The organism is Pseudoalteromonas carrageenovora IAM 12662, from assembly GCF_900239935.1.
Classification (GTDB): domain Bacteria; phylum Pseudomonadota; class Gammaproteobacteria; order Enterobacterales; family Alteromonadaceae; genus Pseudoalteromonas; species Pseudoalteromonas carrageenovora.
In genome coordinates, this window is the sequence record NZ_LT965929.1 from 773,008 (window position 1) to 795,176 (window position 22,169).

Sequence of the window (22,169 nt, forward strand, 5' to 3'; positions counted from 1 at the left end):
TATGGTTATCAAACTGTAACTACTTTGTCATAAGTCTCCCGTATTGTTACCGCAGCTAAACTCAAGTGACCTTAAAGCATTGTTTAAGTGTTTTAAGGTGACTTGAGTTTATTTAAGCACCTAAAAAATAATTAAATACTTTAATGGAGTGAACAATGAAATTATCTGACTTATTCAAAGTAAGTTTGATTGCAACTGCAGTATCTTTAGCAGGTTGTGGTGGAGACTTAGTAGTATCTGAAGGCGACACGACTATCAATGAAGGTGATACAGTAACTAACGTTGTTGAAGGCGGTGACGATGCAAGTGATGAAACGTCATCACGTGATGATTCACAAAATGCGACTACTGGCTTTCCTACTAATATCGATAATGCACTTACTCAAGGTTTAGCAACTGATGTTTCTAGTGAGTTTTCATCTATTACAGATAAGCCAGTTTATCGCTTAGCTGCAGATACCGTGTTCACTACTGATGTATCGTTAACAAACGATGCACACTGGATATTAAATGGACGAACTGCCGTTGGTAATGATCGCGCAGATAACGCCAAACTTTATATTCAACAAGGTACAACGATTATTGGCGAAACAGGAGATGACTTCCTAGTTGTTCGTCGCGGTTCACAAATTGAATCGGTAGGGACTGTAAGTCAGCCCATTACAATGACCTCAATTCAAGATGTTACAGCTCAAGAAACAACGATTGGCCAGTGGGGCGGTTTAGTACTATTAGGTAACGCGCCAGCAAATTCTTGCGGCGACCAAGAAGGTGAAGCAACAGCTGATGAACTTGCTAATTGTGGTGTGTCGGCTGAAGGTGACGCAGGCCAATTTGGTGGCGATATCAGTGATGATAATTCAGGTACTTTAAAGTATGTACTTGTTAAGCAAGCCGGTAAAACGTTAGGTAATGGTGATGAGTTAAATGGTATTACGTTTGCCGGTGTTGGCTCTGCAACTACAGTTGATTATATTCAAGTACATGAAAATCTTGATGATGGCATCGAGTTTTTTGGTGGCACCGTTAATGTAAGCAATGTTGTACTTACAAATATTGGTGACGATTCGCTAGATTGGTCTTTTGGCTGGACGGGTTCAGCTACTAATGTTTACATTCAACAAGCGGCTAACGTAGGCGATAACGCTATTGAAGCTGATAACTCTGAATTTGACTCAAGCGCCACGCCATTAACATTACCTTCTATTTCAAACGTTACAATTGTAGGTGCTGAGGGCAATAACGGCATTCGTTTACGTGCGGGTACTGCAGGGGTTCTTAAAAATGTATTTGTAACGGGCCCAGCTACTTATGAAAACTGCTTACGTGTAGGTTCAGATTCAGTACCTCGTGCTGAGGATGGCACACTTACGATTACAAACTCTATTGTTGCTTGTCAAACTGCAGCGAATAACTTTGGCAGCGAAGTTATTAACGGTGGCGATGTACAATCTTGGTTTGAAGGCCAAGACGCTAACCAAACACTTACTCCAGCTGATTTAATGCTAGATGACAACGGTTATACACCACTTGCTGGCTCGCCCCTTATTGCAAATACGCAAATTGGTGCATTTGATGGCTCAACTAACTGGATGGAAGGTTGGACTGTTGGTATTAATGGTGGCTTCCCTATTGATATTGATAATGCGCTTGCACAAGGCTTAGCATCAGATGTTTCTAGCGAATTTCCGGAAATTACAGATAAACCAGTATATCGCTTAGCTGAAGATACAACGTTTACAGCGGATGTAACACTTACAAATGACGCACATTGGATTTTAAATGGCCGTACAGCAGTAGGTAATGACCGCGCAGACGCTACAACACTTTATGTTCAAGCAGGCACGACATTAATTGGTGAATCAGGTGATGACTTTTTAGTTGTTCGTCGTGGTTCGCAAATTAACGCAAATGGCAATGCAACTGCACCTATTACAATGACATCTATTGAAGATGTAACAGGCGCTGAAACAACAATTGGTCAATGGGGCGGTTTAGTACTTTTAGGTAATGCTCCTGCTAACTCGTGTGGCGATCAAACTGGCGAAACGACTGCTGAAGAACTTGCTAACTGTGGTGTATCTGCAGAAGGTGATGCAGGGCAATTTGGTGGCGATATTAGCGATGATAACTCAGGTGTTCTTCGTTATATTGTCGTAAAGCACGCAGGTAAAACTCTTGGTAACGGCGATGAGCTTAATGGTATTTCGTTTGCGGGTGTAGGCTCTGCAACAAAAGTAGAATATATCCAAGTTCATCAAAATCTTGATGATGGCGTTGAGTTTTTTGGTGGTACTGTAAATGTTCGTAACATAGTACTTACTGATATTGGTGATGATGCCTTTGATTGGTCGTTTGGTTGGACAGGTCGTGCGCAAAATATTTATATTCAACAAAGTGCTGTTGGTGGTGATAACGCTATTGAAGCGGACAACTCAGAATTTGATTCAAATGCTACACCTTTAACAAAGCCACTAATTTCTAACGTAACAATTGTAGGTGCTGATGGTACTAACGGTGTTCGTTTACGTGCAGGTACAGCGGGCGTTCTACGTAATGTAGTAATTACAGGGCCAGAAGATTACTCAAACTGTTTACGTGTGGGGTCTGACTCTGTAGCAAATGCAGAATCTGGTGAGCTTTCTATTGAAAACTCAGTAGTGGCATGTAGTGAAGATAATAACTTTGGTAGTGAAGCAATTGGTGGTGGTAACGTTCAATCTTGGTTTGAAGGCCAAACAGGTAACCAAACGCTGACTGCTGCTGGCCTTAGTTTAGCAACCGATGGCTTTACACCTAAATCTAGCTCACCATTATTAGGTTCGGGTGTTGATTCGTCAGACCTTGATTCGTTCTTTACTAAAACAGATTATATTGGTGCGTTTGATGGCGATAATAACTGGATGGATGGTTGGACAGTCGCTATAACACCAAGTTTTCCTGATGATATTCAAAACGCCTTAGAGCAGGGTTTTGCTACTGATGTATCAGCAAGCTTTCCTGAAATCACAGACAAGCCAGTTTATCAGTTAACTTCTGATGTTGTATTCACTTCAGACGTAACATTAACTAACGATGCACATTGGATTCTAAAAGGCCGTACAGCCGTAGGTAATGACCGCGCTGATGAAACGACTTTATATGTTCAATTTGGTACTACGCTTATTGGCGAGTCGGGTGATGACTTTTTAGTTGTTCGCCGTGGTTCTAAAATAGAGGCCGTGGGCAGTGCAACTCAGCCAATTACTATGACGTCTATTGAAGATGTTACTGGTGGCGAAACGACTATTGGTCAATGGGGCGGTTTAGTGCTTTTAGGTAATGCACCGGCTAACTCGTGTGGCGATCAAGAAGGCGAAGCTACCGCTGATGAGCTTGCAAACTGTGGTGTGTCTGCTGAAGGTGACGCTGGCCAATTTGGTGGTAATGATCCAGAAGATAACTCAGGTACTTTAAAATACGTGGCAGTTAAACAAGCAGGTAAAACGCTTGGTAACGGAGATGAGTTAAACGGCATTACGCTTGCGGGTGTTGGTAGTCAAACAGAGCTTGATTACATTCATGTTCATGAAAATCTGGACGATGGTGTTGAATTTTTCGGTGGTACTGCAAACATCAGTCACCTGGTTTTAACTAATATTGGTGATGACTCACTAGATTGGTCATTTGGTTGGACGGGTAAAGCGCAATACGTACTTATCAAGCAAGCCGACTCAACAGGTGATAATGCAATTGAGGCGGATAACTCTGAGTTTGATTCAAGTGCAACTCCACTCACAATGCCTACAATTTCTAATGTTACTATTATTGGTAATGTTGGGGTTAACGGTATACGTCTACGTGCAGGCACTGCGGGTATGCTTAAAAACGTGGTTGTGACAGGCGGGGCAGATTATTCAAATTGTTTACGTGTAGGTTCAGATTCAGCTCCTCGCGCAGAGGATGGTACATTAACTGTTACTCACTCAGTTGTTGCATGTGAAACGGCAAATAACTTTGGTACGCAAGCTATTGGTACTGGTAATGTTGAGTCTTGGTTCTTAGGTCAAACAGGTAACTCTGTGCAAGCAGCCACAGACCTTGGTTTAGCAGATAACGGATATATGCCTTCGGCTGAGTCATTACTGTTAGGTAATGGTTTTGATTCTTCAAGCCTAGATAGTTACTTTGATTCAGTAGATTACATTGGTGCAATGGATGCACAAACAGACTGGACAGCAGGTTGGGTAAAAGTAGGCCTTTAACCCAAACCACATTATAGCCGAGCGAAAGCTCGGCTAATGTCTTGTTTTGTTTCGGAGTATAAAAATGAAATCTTTTAAACCCTCTTCTCTTGTTCTTTGTAAACTAAATTGCGCAGTTATGGCTGCAATTATAGGGCTATCAGTAAACACAGCTATAGCAGCCGAAGCCGAAGAGCAAGAAATAGAAGAAGTAGTTGCTGTTGGCCAGCGACTAAAAGGTAGTGCAGGCGCAGTACTACAAGAGCGTCAAAATCAGGCATTTGTTGCTGATATTATGGGTGCTGATCAAATATCACGCACAGGTGATGGCGATGCAGCTTCAGCGCTTCGTCGTGTGACTGGTTTAACTTTAGTCGATGGTAAATATATTTATGTTCGTGGTTTGGGTGAACGTTATTCAAGTACCCAACTTAATAGCATGTATGTTCCAAGCCCAGATCCCACTCGATCAGTTGTTCCACTGGATTTATTTCCATCGGATATTATTGAAAGCTTAAGTGTGCAGAAATCGTTTTCTCCTGATATGCCAGCGCACTTTGGTGGTGGTAATGTAAATATACGCACCAAATCTATTCCTTCTGATTTTTTGTTTAAAATACAGTTAGGTACTTCATATAACACCTCTAACAGTGACACCGGCTATTTTTACAGTGGTGGTGATGATGATTGGATGGGGCGCGATGATGGTACACGTGCTTTACCTTCATTAATTTCTACAGCGCTTAAAAGTGATGCAGGACTTGAAGGTGACAGCAGTACTACGCTTGAGCAGCGTCAAGCGCTCTTACAATCTCTAGATTGGCAAGTTGGACCTAATGAGAAAGACGTTGATCCAGGCATGAATTTTTCAGTAGCACTAGGTGATAGGTTTGAGTCTGAAGTAGGTACTTTTGGCGTTCTAGCCGCTGTTTCCTATGACAATGAATGGGAAGTAGTTAAAGAGCAAAGCGGTACAAATTTAGGTAGTTTGGGCTGCGAAGATAAATGTTTTGCACAAACTTATGATGGCATATCTACTGAACAAACCGTTCGTTGGAGTGGCACATTAAATTTAGGTTATGAATTTAATAATAACCATAAATTTGAACTAACGAATATAGCGCTTCATGATATGAGTGACAGAGTGCGTAATCGTGACTTTTTCGATGCTAACGAGTCTGAAGAAGGTGTTACTGAGTTACGCCGTGTTGACGTTATGTATGAAGAGCGTGAAATGTTCTCTACGCAGCTCAAAGGGACTCATAATTTTCCTGAATTAGAAAATTTATTTTTTGATTGGTATGCAGGTACAGGCCGCGCCAACAGGGATGCTCCAGGTGCGTTAGATGTTGTTTTTCAAACTAACTTAAATGATGGTGTATTTGAATCAGAGCAGTTACAAGATGTTGCTGCTACTAACGTAACGCGTGATTATCAAACTTTGCATGATGACGTAGATACGTATGGTTGGAATATGGGCATCCCGTTTTATGGTGATGGCTATGAGTTAGAGCTTAAGGTGGGTGGCGATTTTTCTGAAAAAAAACGTGATGCAAGTAATATTCAATTTGGTATTACGCACCGTGGTATAACAGATGAATATACATTTGGCTCAAACATAGACCAAATTTTTTCTGACGAAAATTTAGCTAATAGTGAGTTTTATACAAGTATTACAGGCTCTGGTATTTTTGATGATGGTACCGCAGATGGTGATAAGTACAGCGCTGCACATAAGTTAGACGCTTATTATTTTATGGCCGACTTTTTCTACGAAAACACATGGCGTATAACCGGTGGTATTCGTTGGGAAGACTTTTCTCAAATATCAGTGCCTTTTCAGGCTCATACTAATTTCTTTGATGGAACAATTGAAGAAGTGAGCGAAGTTGCAATAAAAGAAGATAACTTTTTTCCTTCTTTAGCAATTACTTATATTATGGATGAAGAAATGCAGTTTCGCTTAAACTTAAGTGAAACGACGATTCGCCCAGATATGCGTGATGTAAGCTCAACTTATTATGTTGACCCACTAACAGAGTTTTTAGTGCGAGGCTCGCCTACACTTCAAAGCTCCAAGCTAAAAAATGCTGACTTTAGGTTTGAGTGGTACATGCCTTCAGGAAACAATCTATCAGTTGCTTTGTTTTATAAAGATATTGAAAACCCAATTGAAATGGTTGAGTTAGCGGGTGTTGGTGGAGCTGCTCCGCAATTACTAACAGCAAATGCGCAGTCGGGTGAACTAACAGGTATTGAGGTAGACTTTTTAACTGACTTTAGTTTTATTCATAATGATTTATCTGCCATATTTTTATCAGGTAACGTTACTCTATCGGATTCAAGTGTTGAGCTTGGCATAAACGATGCTGATGGGGTTGATTCATTATTTGAACAACAACTAAAAGAGGCGCTTGAAGCTGACTCTGTTTCTAACATTGTTACTAATAATAAACGTCGTTTAGTTGGTCATTCTGAATGGGTAGCAAACTTACAAATGGGTTATGACTCTGCTGATGGTTTTCATTCTACCTCAGTTGTTTATAACGTGTTTGGGCCGCGCATAATCGTACCAGGTACGCGTGGTAACGAAGACGCAGAAGAAAAGTCATTTCATTCTCTTGATTTAGTTTATTCTTACTTCCCTAACTTTAATACTAAAGTTAATTTTAAAGTTAAAAATATACTTGGCCAAGAAAAAGAAATTGAACAAGAAAACTTAACACTTTGGCGTCAAGAAGAAGGCACTGAGTTTAGTTTAAGCTTTAGCTACGAGTTTTAATTTTCTACCCAAGGAAGGGGGATATAATAAAACCTAATTACCTATTAGCCCTGTATTTAATACAGGGCTTTTTTATGACTATGAAAAATATTTAAGTTCTACTTTATTCACTAGTTTTAGTGCGCTGGTGGTGTTATTTTGACGTTAATGAAAATTAAATCTCACGCAATGAATTTAATTTTTAATGTATTAAGGCATCTTTTATGAATCAAACAGTGGAACAAACAATGAAAAAAGTAGGATTAGTCGGTTGGCGTGGCATGGTTGGCTCTGTGTTATTAGAACGTATGCAGCAGCAAAGTGATTTTGCCCATATCGACACCACCTTTTTCACCACCTCACAAGCGGGTCAACTAGGCCCTGATATAGCAGGCGACGCAAAACCATTACTAGATGCAAGTGACATTAGCGAACTTGCTAAAATGGATATTATTGTTACTTGCCAAGGCGGTGACTACACCAATGCGGTATATCCAAAATTACGCGAGTCGGGTTGGGATGGTTACTGGATTGATGCAGCTTCAGCACTGCGTATGAGTGAAGACAGCATAATAGTGCTAGATCCCGTAAACAAAGATGTTATTGAACAAGGCTTAGAGCAAGGCGTTAAAACGTTTGTTGGCGGTAACTGTACAGTATCGCTAATGCTACTTGCACTAGGTGGTTTGTTTGAGCAAGACCTAATTGAATGGGTAAGCCCAATGACTTACCAAGCAGCCTCTGGTGCTGGTGCACGAAATATGAAAGAGCTTATTGCACAAATGGGCGCTATTCATGCGAGTGTTGCTGAGCAATTAGATAACCCAAGTTCTGCTATTTTAGAAATTGATAAAATAGTCAGTCAAACAATGGCGTCAAATGACTTACCACAAGACCAATTTGGTGTGCCACTAGCGGGCAGTTTAATCCCGTGGATTGACGTACCTATGCCAAGCGGTCAGTCTAAAGAAGAATGGAAAGCGCAAGTAGAAGCCAATAAAATTTTAGGCTCTTCTAAGCAACCAGTGCCAATTGATGGTTTATGTGTTCGTATTGGCGCTATGCGTTGCCATAGCCAAGCGATGACCATTAAATTACGTGAAGATATTAGCGTAGAAAAAATTGAAGAAATTTTAGCGTCTCATAATGAGTGGGTTAAAGTTATTCCAAATGAGCGCGATATCAGTACTACTGACTTAACTCCAGTTAAAGTAACAGGTACGTTAAGCATTCCTGTTGGGCGTATTCGTAAATTAGCTATGGGACCAAAATACATTAGCGCATTTACAGTTGGCGATCAGCTTTTATGGGGCGCGGCAGAGCCACTTCGTCGTATGCTACGCATAATTGTAGACGGTGAATAATTTTTACATTTAAAAGTATGTATTTAAAAGGGGTTAGCGTATTGCTAACCCTTTTTTAGTTAAGCGGCACTGCATACGCTACTTTATTTTTGCCTTCGTGTTTTGCTATGTACAACGCTTTGTCGGCTAAATCTATGGCTTTATCTATTTGCGTAGTGGCACATTTAATACTTATAACCCCAAAGCTTGCCGTAACATCTATGCATTGTTGTTTATATTCAATGGGCTTGCTTGCAAGAGTAGTGCGTAGGGTATCGGCAAATTGCTTTGCTTTTAGTTCTGAATCTCTGGCTATGAGTATTACAAATTCTTCTCCGCCTATTCTGGCAAATATATCGTCTTTATTTAAACATGCCCTTACACGTTTAGTTGCTTGAATAAGGACCTCATCTCCACCAGCATGGCCGTATTCATCATTTATGTTTTTAAATGAGTCTATATCCCAATATATAAGCGATACATGTTGTTCGCAGCTTAATTGAGTTTCAAGTTTTTGCTGGCCTATTTCGTAAAAGCCGCGCCTGTTTACGCATTGTGTAAGTACATCGGTCATGGCTAGTTTTTGCATTTCTTGGGCTAAATCAGAAGCCATTATAAAAATAATAAATACCGCCATGCCTACATGCGCAGTAGGGACTGTAATAAAGTTAATGAGTATGTATAAATCTAAATAGGCCTGATTAACTTGAGCGCCTTGCATGAGTGCGATAGTCGCTGCAATAAATAAACATAATCCGCATACGGTATATGTTACAGCTGCACCAATTTCAGCAGGAAGCGATTTTGGTTTATGTTTTAGTATAATAATGGCATTTATAAAAAGCAGGATTATGTCGTAGTAAATGTATAACGACATATTCAAACCTACATGCACATTTACTGCTTTAAAGTAGTACACAGCAGCAAATGTAATAACAGCAAATGCTAACAAATAGTTCATATTAATAGGGCACCGTGTGCGTATGCAGTGCCCCCAAGTTCCCAGTAAAACCGATGCCATAGAAAAACTTACCGCAAGCATCCAATAAGTAACATCTGACTCAAAGTAGGGTTGCAATAAAATTGTACCCCATTGGCAGGCAGAGCACATAAATGCACTTGCCCAAAATAATGCATATAACTTTTTACCTAAGGTATACCACGCCATTAAAAATATAACAGACCAAACAATACTGGTAAGTAAAAGAGTAATTAAAATAAAAAAGATTGGGCTCATAGAGGTATGTTCTTGTGTGAGTTACTTTTTACTGTAGTTGAGGTTGCTTAGTAATTCGAGCAAAGTGTTGTTATTAAAGTGCGCTATTTGTAAAAATTTATGTATTACTTGTTTGTACCTAATACATTTATATTGCGTTTTCTGGTATAGCTTTTGCTTTTGTTATTCTATTACACCGTTTTTTACTCGGTTTAAGCTGTTTTGTGCGTATTTAGTTCACTTACGCCCGTAACATTTACTTATTCCGAGTAATTAGGCCCTACAACAAGGATATAAAATGGCTTTTACTTTTAAGCATGCCCGAAATAAATGGTTTTCTGTTTTAGTTGCTACTGTTTTATTTTTAATTCTACTAAGAGCGGCAGCGCCTTATGCTGTTCAATATTATGTAAACCAGCAGCTTGAACAAACACAAGGAATAACAGGGCATGTTGGCGATGTGGATTTATATTTATACCGCGGTGCCTATGCAATTGACGATGTTGAAATTTACGCTGTAGATGCAACATCGGCCCCTAAACCGTTATTGGCGGTACAAACCCTTGATTTTTCTCTTGCTTGGTCTGCGCTTTTAAAGGGTAATTTAGTCACTAATATGGCCTTTTCTCGCCCAGAAATTGTTATATACGATAAAGACCCATCAACCACTGAGCAAAACCAACAAGTTAAAGACGAAACAACATGGGTTGGGCTTGCTAACGATTTAGTGCTTTTTTCAATCGATACCTTGCGTATTAATAACGGTAAAGTCTCGCTAGTTAATGCGATAAATGACGGTGAAAAACCCACGTATATTTCAAATATAAATGCTGAGATTAAAAATATAACCAATGCCCAAAACCTGTCTAAAACGTTAGTCACCAGTTTAAATGTAGAAGGCGCTTTAATGGGAGAGGCTGCTCTTTCATTAAACGGGAAGTTAGACCCTTTTAGTGAACAGGCTAATTTTGATTTTAATGTTGAGGTGCAGCGCTTTTCGGTTAAAAATCTAGAAACTGTTTTTAAAGTGTATACCCCATTTGATATTGAAGCCGGTGGTATTGATGGTGCAATGGAGCTAGCTGCTAATAACAATAACTTAAATGGTTATGTAAAAGCTGGTGTGCACAATTTAAGTGTTTTTTCGTGGCGCGAAGATATTGAAAAAGATGACGACGGCCTATTTACCGCTATTTTTGAAGGCAGTATAGATTTACTTAGCTCGCTATTAGAAAACGATGATTCTAAGCTGGTGGCTGCACGCATTCCTATTGAAGGACAGTTAGATAATGCCGACGTTTCTACTTTTCAGGCGGTGGTATCGGTTTTAAAAAATGCGTTTTTTGATGCGTTTAAAATGAAAGTCGATAATGTTATCTCTTTTGAAGATACTGATAACAAACCTAATAACGAGGGAAATTAAAGCGTTTTGGTAATTTTAGTCTAATTAGACCTTTAAACGGCACCCACTTTTTAAACTGTAAGTGGGTGCTTTAGTACGCTTACTAGATTAGTTTTTGCGGTTACTCAATAGCGTTTTAAGCTCTGCAATTTGAGCTTGTAGTTCATTTACTTGCCCTTGCGTTGCGGGTAGCGAGTTACTATCTGCAAGTTCTTCACGGGCATTGCGATGTTCCTCGCCCATTACTTCTAAAATAGCGCCTACCATCATATTTAAAAACACAAACGCAGTTAAAAATATGAATGTAAGGTAAAAAATCCAGCTCAGCTCATAAACTGCCATGGTCTCGTACATTATGTCGGTCCAATCTTCAAAGGTTGCTATTCTAAACAGCGTAAGCATTGAAATTGACACATCTTTCCAAAGCACGGGGTTAATATCAGCAAACATCATGCTGCCCATGGCCGCGTAAATATAAAAAATAACAAACATTAGCAGCGCTATATAGCCCATTTGCGGAATGGCTTTGAGTAAGGAATTAACTAATAAACGTAGCTCAGGGATCATAGAGACTAAACGCAGCACCCTAAATATACGCAGTAACCTTGCAAGCAATACAGCCGAACCAGCTGCAGGGTATAAGCTACCGAGTACAATTATGGTATCGAATATATTCCATCCCTTCGAAAAAAAGTCTTTTATTCCTTTACTTGCTATAAAGCGAATAATTAACTCAACTAAAAAGAATGCGGTGATCCCTACATCCATCCAGTTAAGGGCAAATTCTACAGTTGGGTGAAGTGAGTAAGTGTGAGCACCGACGGTAAGGGCAGAAACAACAATAACAGCAATAACAAACGATTGAAATATCTTGCTTTTGTCTATACGCTGAAACAACTTTTGTAACTGCGACATCATAATTATGAATCCTATGCAAAGTAAGGTTTTATGGCGCTAATATACAATATTATTATTGGTGTGTTTATCTTTCGTTATTAAATTTACATTAGCTGTTTGCTATTTAATCACGGTATTCGTTATTTATATTATAACTTGCCTTAAATAGAACAAATTTGACAATCGAAGGTCTTATCTTTTGATACATAAAATACTTTAAACAATAACAGTGTAAGGAATTTCAATGCTAATTAGCACGTTTACTAAAAGTGCATTAATAGTTTTAGGGCTCTCACTCCTTGGCGGCTGTAGCTCTGATGCGCGCTTTCACGAAATACAATCGGCACGCCTTGATGAATGTAATTACAAAGCCGATAAAGAGTATTACGAATGTCTTGAAAACCAAGATAAAAACTTTGAAGAATACAAAAAGCAGCAAAGCGAGCAAACTAAATAAACCATGACCAAAACACAAAAACTCCGCGATAAAAAAATTAGACACGCGCTTACCACCGCATGCGAAAGCATTAAACACTCGTACCCAGGTTTTGCTTATTTAACCCATACAATTGATTTTAAAAACGAAACAAAGTCATTAAAAGTGAAGTGTTATTTTGAAGATGACACGGCATACCACGAGAGCGAAACTCACTTTACTCAGATCATTAATATTATTACAGCAGAGCTTGGTAAAATAAACTTACCTATAGCGGCTAAGCAAATATCGTTTTTAGTTGATTAACATTGGTTTGCCTTACTATGGGCGCTATAATTGCTAAAACTATTTTTAGGATTTAAACGATGGCTGTTCCTACGCGTTCGCAAATTACACCAGGCACAACAGTAAATATTGTATTAAAAGAAGATCAACGCAGTGGCACTTTAACTGAGGGGATTGTTGAGCGGTTACTAACTAAATCACCCAATCACCCACATGGTATAAAAGTACGCCTAGAAGATGGTCAAGTTGGACGAGTAAAAGAGATTTTATAATGACAGCGTTAACAGAGCAGGCTTTTTGGGATTTAGTAACCGCACCCGACTTAGGGCTTGATCCAGAAAGTGTAAGCGAAAATTTAAAAGCTAAACTAAGCGATTTAACTGACGAGCAGCTTATTGCCTTTGACAAATTTTTTGGTATTAACATGCGAAAATGTTTTACCTGGGATTTATTTGGCGCGGCATTTGTAATGGCGGGCTGTAACGACGAATACGGCTTTAGTGAATTTAGATGCTGGCTTATTTCTCGCGGACAAACAGTATTTAACAATGCTTTAACTAATGCCGACTCATTAGCACAGTGTTCACCGGTATATTATTTAAACGAGCAACCTTATCCTTATATTGACGAGTACGATTTAATTGCGGGTTTACTCTACGAAGAACGAAACGATGACGAGCTGCCGTTTGTTCCATCAGGTGAGCAACCAGCGGGTAAGCGCTTTAAAGACAAACCTAAATTTTTAAAACAAAGCTACCCACAGTTATTTCAAAAATATTGGCAGTAATTTCAGCAATCTTTTTGTGCCAAGGTGGTTGTATTTGAGTATACCATCTTGGCTTTTAGCTTCACATTTGTTCACAATCGAACCCATTTACTCATCTTTTCAAATGACTCTATGTTAATAAATATGTTATATTTCCGTGTTTTTAAATGAATAAGCACTGAATAACAACAATATACGACATAGGAATGTTATGTATAAAACACTCTCATCAGGATTGATTGCGTTTTGCTTTATAAACTCGCTCAGTTCACATGCGGCGGTTTCGCAGCGTGTTAATAAATCATCCGCATCAGAAATTAACTCGCTTTTAAATCATAATGTAGCATTAGCCAGCAAAGCATCTGCGGGTTCTTACTTTATAGAAGTAGAATCTTCTGGGTCTGTTTCTGCTAAGCAAACTAGTTTATCAAAAAAAATGCAGCAGCATTTTGCAGGTGTGCCTATTTGGGGCCAGCAAATTACAGTGCAGTCTAGCAATCAACATATTAGTGGTTTTTTTGCTAAAAATATTAGCCTCAAATCTTTAAACAACACAGCTAATAGCCAGTTTGATGAATACTCTGCTGTTAATGCACTTTTAATTAAAGCTAAGCTTGTTGATTCAACCTCTTATAAAGTTATCAATAACCAACGATATATTTATATTGATAACGGAGCAGCACATTTTGTTCGCTTAATTGAGTTAGATGTCACTGAAAATGGTGTAGAAAAAAAACCAATAGGCTTGGTAAGCGAATCTGATTACCGTGTATTTAAGCTGTGGAATAATATTCACAGTGCGCATGGCACGGGGCCTGGTGGTAATACAAAAACAGGCCAGTACGAATACGGTACAGACACCGAAGCGTTGGATATAACGCAGCGTGATGGGATGTGTTTTTTAGAAAACGATAAAGTTAAAACTGTTACGATGGAGTCTGGCTTTGAGCCAAGTGAAGCGTACTCTTTTGCCTGTGATCGCAATACACATAAAGAGGTGAATGGGGCATTTTCTCCTTTAAATGATGCGCATGCATTTGGTACGGCTGTATTTGATATGTATCAACAGTGGTACAACACGGCGCCACTTACTTTTCAATTATTAATGCGTGTTCACAGCGGTAACAATTGGGAAAATGCCACATGGAATGGTCAGGCAATGACTTTTGGTGATGGTGCCGATAATTTTTATCCATTGGTATCCCTTGATATTGTTTCTCATGAAGTCAGCCATGGTTTTACCAGTCAAAATTCTAATTTAATATATTCAGATCAATCGGGTGGTATTAACGAGTCTTTCTCTGATATGGCTGGTGAAACAGCTGAATATTTTTTACGTGGAGAGACTGATTGGCTATCTGGCGCTGATATTTCTAAAATAGATCCTGCACTTCGTTATTTTGAAACGCCGTCACTAGATGGACTTTCAATTGACAGAGCGAGCGATTATTACTCAGGCATGGATGTTCATTTTAGTAGCGGTGTTTTTAATCGCGCTTTCTTTTTACTTTCGAATACTACTGGATGGGATCCTAAAAAAGCGTTTGAAATAATGCTTTTTGCTAATCAAAATTATTGGGTTAACTCTAGTGACTTTATTGATGGTGCCTGTGGCGCTATAAACTCAGCCATTGACCTAAGATACAGTGCAAACGATGTAATCTCAGCATTCAATGAAGTAGGTGTTACCTGCGATAACATCCAGTTTATCGATGCTGATACTGATTTAATGGATGATAACTGGGAACTCCTTTACGGATTAGACCCAAGCGATGCCGCTGATGCTGCACTTGATTTAGACCAAGATGGTTTAACTAATCTTGAGGAGTACACAGCTAATACTTTACCAAATTCAGCAGATACCGACTCAGATGATTTATCAGACTACGATGAAATAAATGTATATCTTACTGAGCCTAATAATGCAGACTCTGACTCTGACCGCATGCCTGATGGCTGGGAAGTATCGTTTTCATTAAACCCATTAAATGCAGATGATGCTCAACTTGATTTAGACTCAGACACATGGAGTAATGTAATCGAGTTTTTTGGTAACAGTGACCCTTCAGACGCAAGCTCTGAGCCGGTCGTTTTTCCTGAAACAACCTTTGACTTCGATGATGCAGCTGTTCCAGATTTGCTTATTTCGTCAAATTTACAAACGCCTTGGGTAACAACTCAAATTAATGAAGATTCTGGCTTTGTGTTGACTAATAACGACATTACAGACAACCAATCAACCAGTGTTGAGTTTAGCTTTTTAAATAGCGAGCAAGGCTATGTAAACTTTAACTACGCATTAGACACAGAAGTTGGTTATGACTATTTTACTGTTTATATTAATGGTTCAGTTGTTTTAGATGAATCTGGCGTTAGCGAGTGGAAAAGTGCTTCGTTTCCTGTTGCTGCCGGACTTAATACAGTTAAGTTTAAGTATTCTAAAGATGTATCCGTTTCTACTCCTGCAGATGCTGTATATATAGATAATTTATATATAGGGCCTAATTTTCCTGATGCAGATAACGACGGTATGTCTGATTCTTGGGAATTACTGTACAACCTTGATATGACTAACAGTGAAGATGCTTCACTTGATGCTGACAACGATGGCCTATCTAATCTTTTAGAGTTTTTAAATGCTGGTTTACCAAACAACTCAGACACCGATGGCGATACTATCCCTGATGGCTGGGAGTATAATAATAGTTTAGATTTAACCAACTCTTCAGATGCATCAGAAGATGCGGACAGTGATGGCTTTTCAAACTTAACAGAGTACTTGGCAAACACTGACCCGCAGTCTAATACTTCTTTCCCTGTTGCTTTAAATCTTACGACCTCTTTTGAAGGCTCTGCACTACCTAGTTGGATGGTTGAAACAGAAGGTTCTAGTGCTCCTTGGTTTATTACAGATGGCTTTTCGACTGACGGTGTGCAAAGTATTCGTTCAGGTATTATCAACGACTCACAGTTTAGTGGTTTTACTGTAACAGGTTTATTTGAAGAGAGTGTATTAGCTTTCGATTATAAAATTGAATCAGAATCTTGCTGTGACTTTTTAACTATTACTATTGATGGGCAACCAGTTTTTGACCGTGCTGAACGAGGTAATTCAAATATCTCAGAAGTAACGTCTATTTTGCTTAACATAAGCGAAGGGCTTCATAATATTGAATTTAAATATTATAAAGACGGTTATGCTTCATCGGGTGCTGATACTGTATGGCTTGATAACTTTGCTTTATTTTCTCAATCTGATTTAACAGATACAGACAATGACCAACTTCCTGATTACTGGGAATTAGTTAATGGATTAAATCGCCTTGACGCAAGTGATGCAGCCTCCGATGCTGATACTGATGGGCTTACGGCGTTTGAAGAATTTAACCTAGGAACAAATCCAAATTCAGCAGATTCAGATGGTGATGAACTCAGTGATGGATATGAAGTAAGTAATGACCTTTTACCATTAGATGCTGCAGATGCTAATTTAGATTACGATGCGGATGGTTATACAAATATTCAGGAGTTTTACTCTCAAAGCCTTGCTAATGACGCAATGTCATTAGTGCAGACTTTTTCGCAATTAAACGAAAGTTTTGAAGATGGTCTTCTTCCGACTAAGTTTACTGAAATTGCCATCAATGCTTGGGCTTGGCAAGCTAACACCGATTGGTTTACAGAGGGTAATGCAAGTCTTAGTTCACAATTAACGCCTGTTAGTAATGTGGGTGGATTTGCTATTGCTGGGTTATTTGAGGCTGGTTTTATTAACTTAGATTACTGGGTCAATAATACTGACGCGTTGCAAATAACTTTAAATGGTAGCCCTTTAGAGATAAGTAATAGTATTCAGGCTCGTTTATTGTTACCAGTAGATGATGGTTTTAACATTATTAAAGTTAAATATGAAAGTTTATACCTTCAGCAGCAACCGTTATCAGTTGATAATATTACTTGGTCTGCAGATATAGACCTTACCAGCGACTTTGATTCGGACGGTATCCCTGATTATTGGGAGGCCGAATATGGGCTAAATGCGTTAGAACCCTACGATGCTAATTATGACGCCGACTATGATGGTTTGACTAATTTACAAGAGTATCAACTTTCGGGTAACCCGCTTAGCACTGATTCAGATGGCGATGGTATTGAAGACAGTGAAGATAGCCACCCAGGTGATGCAAGCCGCGGTGAAAATAGTCCGCCTGAGTTTGTATCAAGCCTTGAGCCAATTACGGTTGAAGCGACTTCACAATATACTAATATTACCCGTCTATATACTCCACTGGCGACTGATAACGGGCATTTAGAACCTCAAGTATATACAAGTTCAGGGTCTTACTTTCCACTAGGTGAGCACCAAATTACATGGATTGCACGTGATAATGTTGGCAATGAAACAGCGGCTATTCAAACGGTTACACTAGTTGATACAACGCCTCCAGTTTTACAGCAGTATCGTTTTGAAGTTTTTGGTAATACGCTAGTAGCGATACAAGATGCAATTATTGACAGTAGAGTTGTTTTTGACGATGTGTCAGAGATAGCGCTTATTGAAATAGAAGATAGCTTTGTATTTAGAACGGGTAATGTGCCAATTCCTGTTTCTGCTGTTGATGGTGCAGGTAACCGCGTATCGGGTGAAGTAACAGCGATGATCTATCCTGAAGTTAGTCTTCAACCTATTACGCATGTATACCAAAATGGTAATGTACTTGTTGACATATTTATCAGTGGCCCTAATCCATATGATTACACCGGTTTTTCTTTAAAAGCTAATAATAGTACTCAGTATATTAGAGCTGAGCAGCATGGACCTATTAAGGTTGAGTTAGCGCGCGAGTTTTTAGCAAATGCTACAAATATAAGTGTTATACCTAATCGCAATGCTTTTATAGGCAAAAATGATAACAGCCAACTCGTGTTTTTAAGTGAAGCGGCACAGGCGCAGTTTATTACTGATTTTTATCAAAATGGTAAAGCAGTTAATAAAACTATTCAGCGTTCTTTACCTGACTTTAATGCAACCATTAAGTTAGTAAATTTACCGAGTACAGGTAGTGATGTATCACTTGAGCTTATTGGCCCCACAGGTGTTGATTTTTACATTTATAAAACAGCTGATTCACAGTGGGATGTTTCATTTAGCGCAAATCTTTCTGAGCAAACCAATAATATAGATTTAACTTTACGTGTAAAACAAGGTGATGAACTACTAGCAACTAAGCAAACTAGTTTACGTATTGTTGATAGCGTTATATTTGATGACCCTGAGCTAGATACTGATGGCGACGGTATACCTGATATTGAGGAAGGGGTAGGTGATAGTGATAAAGATGGTATTGCTGATTACCTAGATAGCACTTCTACTACTAATACAGCTATCTTAGCTTCAGGTGATAGTGCTCACAGTATTGATGAGTTTAATCACTTAGCTGTAGGTAGCATTAAAGAGGCTCTAGCAGCGGGTTATATTGCTGATATGTCTATTTCTGAACAGGCACTTAGCACTTATTTCCCAGATTTAGACATTATAGAGCCTCACTTCCAAGCTAAAAGTGATGTTATTAACCTTCATGTTACGCTTTCTAATTCATCAAGTACCGCAGAAATTGCGCTGCCTGAACACGTAAATTCTATTTTAAGCTCTGACATGCAAGTGAGGTTATTAACCGCTTCAGGTTGGCAGTCTGCCCCTATTTTGTCAGGCAATGTGTATGAGCAAGCATGCTCACGCTGTTTTAGTTTTGCAATTACAGACGGTAGTTCATTTGACCTTGATGGAGAGGTTAACGGCGTTATTGAAATAGTTGCAAAACTGGCGCAAGAGAGTCTAAATCAGGCGCCTGTATTAAATGTGGATATGCCAGCAACGATAGAAGAGCTTGCTACTATTGAGCTTGATGCGTCTGCTTCTACTGACCCAGATGGAGATACGTTATCTTACGAGTGGCGTGTTGATCATCCTCAGTTATCTATTGCAGCTGAAGATACACAAGGTAAAGCCGTGCTTAGCGTTGGTGAATTTGAACAAACTGTTGATGCAAATGTTACTTTGGTAATATCTGATGGGTATGAGCAGTTTACTGAAGTATTTACAGTTACTTTTTTACATGTAAATCAATTGCCGAGTGTAGAGCTAAGTACATATTCTGTTTCGGTTGAAGAAGCTAAGCAAGTTACTGTTACGGCCTCTGCAAGTGATAAAGAGTCATCTGAGCTTACGTTTAAGTGGGTTCAAACAATGGGAATTGAAGTTGCTATTGATGATGTTGACTCTAACACCCTTAAGTTTACAGCGCCGAGTGTTTCTCAAACTACAGAGTTAGGCTTTAAACTTGTTGTATCAGATGGTGAAGGTGAGACTGAGCAAAGTTTAACTGTTACCGTTACTAATGTAGCAAGTACAGCTTCTTCAAGTCGTGAAGATAGCAGTGGCGGTGGTGGCTCATTAGCTTTCATATTATTACTTTTAACATGTGCTGTAGCTTACAGACGAGCACTTATTTTTAAGTAGCGCTATAATTAAATATATTTTTTATATAACCAAAAGCCTCTTGATTTGATCAAGGGGCTTTTTGTTTTATGAACTAAATGTATTTTAAGTGAGTATAGGTAGGAGTGTGTTATGCTATTTTTACTAGTAATGAGTTGGAATTTTAATGAGTTATCGTAAAGTTTTATTATGTTTAAGCTGTTTATTTCTAAGCAATGTACTTTTTGCTAAAACTGCTACGCCAAGTAATAAGAGCCGTTTTATTCCTTTATTAAAAACAAAGCTAGGCGATTATAAGGTGGTTTCAGCAAGCTCTTCGCTTTGTGTTGATAGTCAATTGAGTTTAATAAACCCAGTGTATCCCGATGCCGGTTTTAAATTAGGTTCGCAAATAGTATTTGAAAGCCTGCATAACGGCACACGTACAACTAAAAAACCTGACTTTTGCTTTGTAACCAGCTCGTTTAAGTATAAAAGTGACGGGGTAGATAACAGCCTAAGAATGAGTCGCTGTGTTGATCCCGTTAACGAAAAAACCATTAGGCAAAGTATAGAATTTGTGAGCCCTACCACCGTTAAATACACCCTTAACGATCCTCAAGTACAATGCACCTTTGAAAAACAAGCCGATTAAACACAGTGTTTAACTTACAAAGGCAATAGCGCCCTTATTCATAACAGTAAATTTTAGGTATATCGTGCCAGCGAGTCGTGTACTGGGGCGATAAATAATCGCGGTTCATGTGCCAGCGGTTGTTTAATTTACTGCTAGCAAGGCTTAGCATGCCTTTTCCGTATCGGTTATTTATTGTATCTAAGCACTGCATTAATTTGGGGTTATCGGCACTTTTGTTAAATAAATCGCTTTGCTGATACTGCACCGAGGTAAGCTCTAAAGCGCCTACGCCACACTTATAAAACCGAACACCTGGCTGATAAATATTATTAAACACCTCAGAGACTGCATTTGCCATTACGCAAGTATCGTTAGTGGGGGTTGCAAACTTATACATAAACGACTTTTTACAATAGCGGTCTTCGTGTTTACCGCTTGCGGCAAATATATAAAGTTGTTTTGTTAGTGAGCGTTGCGCCCGTAATTTACTGGCAACGGTAGTAACATGGTTCATAAGAGCGGTTTTTAATGCGCTAGGCTCGTATATTCGCTCGCCAAAACTACGGGTAGAATAAATTTCTCGTTTATCTTGGCGTACATCGTCCCAGGTTAAACACGCTACACCGTTAAGCTCGCTTACTGTACGCTCTACAACCACACTAAATGCACGGCGCATTGTTTTAGGGCTTTGCTGTGCAAGTTCCCACGCTGTGTTTATGTTCATTATTTTAAGCTTTTTAGCTAAGCGCTTGCCTATACCCCATACATCTTCGCAGCTCATTCTTTGTAAAATGGCTTGGCGGCTTTGCTCGTTATCTATAACGGCTACACCATCAAATCCGCTTAGCTTTTTAGCTGCGTGGTTAGCCGCTTTGGCAAGGGTAGGCGTTGGGCCAAAACCTACGCCTACGGGCAGTTTTGCTTCTCGCCATACGGTACGCCTCATTACATGACCGTATTCGTGCCAGTTTTTAATCAGTGGCGTGTAGCCATTAAAGTGTAAAAACGACTCATCAATACTGTATATGTATTGTGTGTCGCAAAAGCGGCCAATTATGTTCATCATTTTGGCGCTTAAATCGGCATATAGTTCGTAATTGCTTGAGCGTACAACCACGTTGTTTTGCTCAAGCAAATGCTTAACTTTAAAATAAGGACCAAATTTAGGAATGTTTAACTGCCTAGCAATAGGGCACACAGCACATACGCAGCCGTCGTTATTAGTAAGTACAACAACAGGTTTGGAGCGAATGGAAGGGTCGAATACTTTTTCGGCGCTTGCATAAAATGAAACAGCATCCACTAAGGCGTACATTTTAAAAGCTCTGGAGTTTGCCTGTGCATTCGTACAGAAAGCGTTACTACGCCCTCTAACTGAAACTCATCTGCTGGGGTGAGTTGTACAGGCTTATGTAAGGGCGATGCCGACAGCAGCCTTGCATTCGTTTTATCAAGTAACTTACAAACAAACAGGCCATTTAAATTGGCAACAATAACATCGCCATTATCGGCTTGCTCTGCACGGTCTACTACAAGTAGGTCGCCTTCAAAAATACCTACCTCTTGCATAGAGTTACCCGATGCAATGCCAATAAATGTGGCATCTGGGTGCTTTATTAATAGCTCATCAAGAGAAACACCTAGCTCGGTATATTGCGCCGCGGGCGATTCAAACCCACACACACCGGCTTCTATATAAACGGGAATAACAAACATAACACAACC

Annotated in this window: 14 protein-coding genes; 10 read left to right on the forward strand and 4 right to left on the reverse strand. The window is 39.3% G+C overall.

What is annotated here, in order from left to right; all coding sequences use genetic code 11:
• Positions 1–155 precede the first annotated feature (155 nt).
• The 3 genes from ALFOR1_RS19725 (at position 156) to asd (ending at position 8,348) form a co-directional block, all read left to right on the forward strand.
• Complete coding sequence (locus tag ALFOR1_RS19725; protein ID WP_104644138.1) at positions 156–4,244, forward strand: hypothetical protein; 4,089 nt, start codon at positions 156–158, stop codon at positions 4,242–4,244.
• Positions 4,245–4,308: 64 nt separating this feature from the next.
• A complete protein-coding gene (locus tag ALFOR1_RS19730) occupies positions 4,309–7,005 on the forward strand; it encodes a TonB-dependent receptor domain-containing protein (protein ID WP_104644139.1) in 2,697 nt (898 codons plus the stop codon).
• A gap of 203 nt (positions 7,006–7,208) precedes the next feature.
• On the forward strand, positions 7,209–8,348 hold the full coding sequence (asd, locus tag ALFOR1_RS19735) for an aspartate-semialdehyde dehydrogenase (RefSeq protein WP_104644140.1): 1,140 nt from the start codon (positions 7,209–7,211) through the stop codon (positions 8,346–8,348).
• A gap of 55 nt (positions 8,349–8,403) precedes the next feature.
• Here asd and ALFOR1_RS19740 read toward each other — a convergent pair whose 3' ends face one another.
• Entirely contained in the window at positions 8,404–9,564 is a 1,161-nt protein-coding gene (locus ALFOR1_RS19740) for a GGDEF domain-containing protein (RefSeq protein ID WP_104644141.1), read from the reverse strand.
• A gap of 277 nt (positions 9,565–9,841) precedes the next feature.
• On the opposite strand from ALFOR1_RS19740, the gene ALFOR1_RS19745 reads away from it, so the two are divergent.
• The gene (locus tag ALFOR1_RS19745) at positions 9,842–10,966 is read left to right on the forward strand and encodes a DUF748 domain-containing protein (protein WP_104644142.1); all 1,125 of its coding nucleotides are present in this window, start codon (positions 9,842–9,844) and stop codon (positions 10,964–10,966) included.
• A gap of 87 nt (positions 10,967–11,053) precedes the next feature.
• On the opposite strand, the gene ALFOR1_RS19750 is transcribed toward ALFOR1_RS19745, so the two are convergent.
• Positions 11,054–11,863, reverse strand: coding sequence for an ion transporter (locus ALFOR1_RS19750; RefSeq protein WP_058550335.1), 810 nt, complete (start codon positions 11,861–11,863; stop codon positions 11,054–11,056).
• A gap of 223 nt (positions 11,864–12,086) precedes the next feature.
• Here ALFOR1_RS19750 and ALFOR1_RS19755 point away from each other — a divergent pair, with 223 nt between their 5' ends.
• The 6 genes from ALFOR1_RS19755 to ALFOR1_RS19780 all read left to right on the forward strand — a co-directional run bounded on the left by ALFOR1_RS19755 (position 12,087) and on the right by ALFOR1_RS19780 (position 20,462).
• Positions 12,087–12,299, forward strand: a complete 213-nt coding sequence (locus ALFOR1_RS19755) for a hypothetical protein (protein ID WP_058550336.1) — start codon at positions 12,087–12,089, stop codon at positions 12,297–12,299.
• A 3-nt stretch (positions 12,300–12,302) separates the two neighbouring features.
• The gene (locus tag ALFOR1_RS19760; protein ID WP_104644143.1) at positions 12,303–12,584 is read left to right on the forward strand and encodes a hypothetical protein; all 282 of its coding nucleotides are present in this window, start codon (positions 12,303–12,305) and stop codon (positions 12,582–12,584) included.
• Positions 12,585–12,643: 59 nt separating this feature from the next.
• Positions 12,644–12,835 carry a YwbE family protein gene (locus ALFOR1_RS19765; RefSeq protein WP_058550338.1) on the forward strand — a complete coding sequence of 64 codons (192 nt, stop codon included), beginning with the start codon at positions 12,644–12,646 and terminating at the stop codon, positions 12,833–12,835.
• Positions 12,835–13,350 (forward strand): DUF4240 domain-containing protein, encoded by a 516-nt coding sequence (locus ALFOR1_RS19770; RefSeq protein ID WP_104644144.1) that lies wholly within the window; start codon positions 12,835–12,837, stop codon positions 13,348–13,350. Before ALFOR1_RS19765 ends, ALFOR1_RS19770 begins: the two co-directional genes overlap by 1 nt.
• A 190-nt stretch (positions 13,351–13,540) precedes the next feature.
• Positions 13,541–19,849, forward strand: coding sequence for a M4 family metallopeptidase (locus ALFOR1_RS20635; RefSeq protein ID WP_104644145.1), 6,309 nt, complete (start codon positions 13,541–13,543; stop codon positions 19,847–19,849).
• Positions 19,850–19,994: 145 nt separating this feature from the next.
• Positions 19,995–20,462 carry a hypothetical protein gene (locus tag ALFOR1_RS19780; protein ID WP_104644146.1) on the forward strand — a complete coding sequence of 156 codons (468 nt, stop codon included), beginning with the start codon at positions 19,995–19,997 and terminating at the stop codon, positions 20,460–20,462.
• Between the two features lie 34 nt (positions 20,463–20,496).
• Here the strand turns inward: ALFOR1_RS19780 and ALFOR1_RS19785 are convergent, their stop codons facing one another.
• Together ALFOR1_RS19785 and ALFOR1_RS19790 are read right to left on the reverse strand one after the other, a co-directional pair.
• A complete protein-coding gene (locus tag ALFOR1_RS19785; RefSeq protein ID WP_104644147.1) occupies positions 20,497–21,759 on the reverse strand; it encodes a Y-family DNA polymerase in 1,263 nt (420 codons plus the stop codon).
• On the reverse strand, positions 21,747–22,160 hold the full coding sequence (locus ALFOR1_RS19790; protein WP_058550343.1) for a S24 family peptidase: 414 nt from the start codon (positions 22,158–22,160) through the stop codon (positions 21,747–21,749). The genes ALFOR1_RS19785 and ALFOR1_RS19790 overlap by 13 nt, the downstream gene beginning before the upstream one ends.
• Between the last annotated feature and the right edge of the window lie 9 nt (positions 22,161–22,169).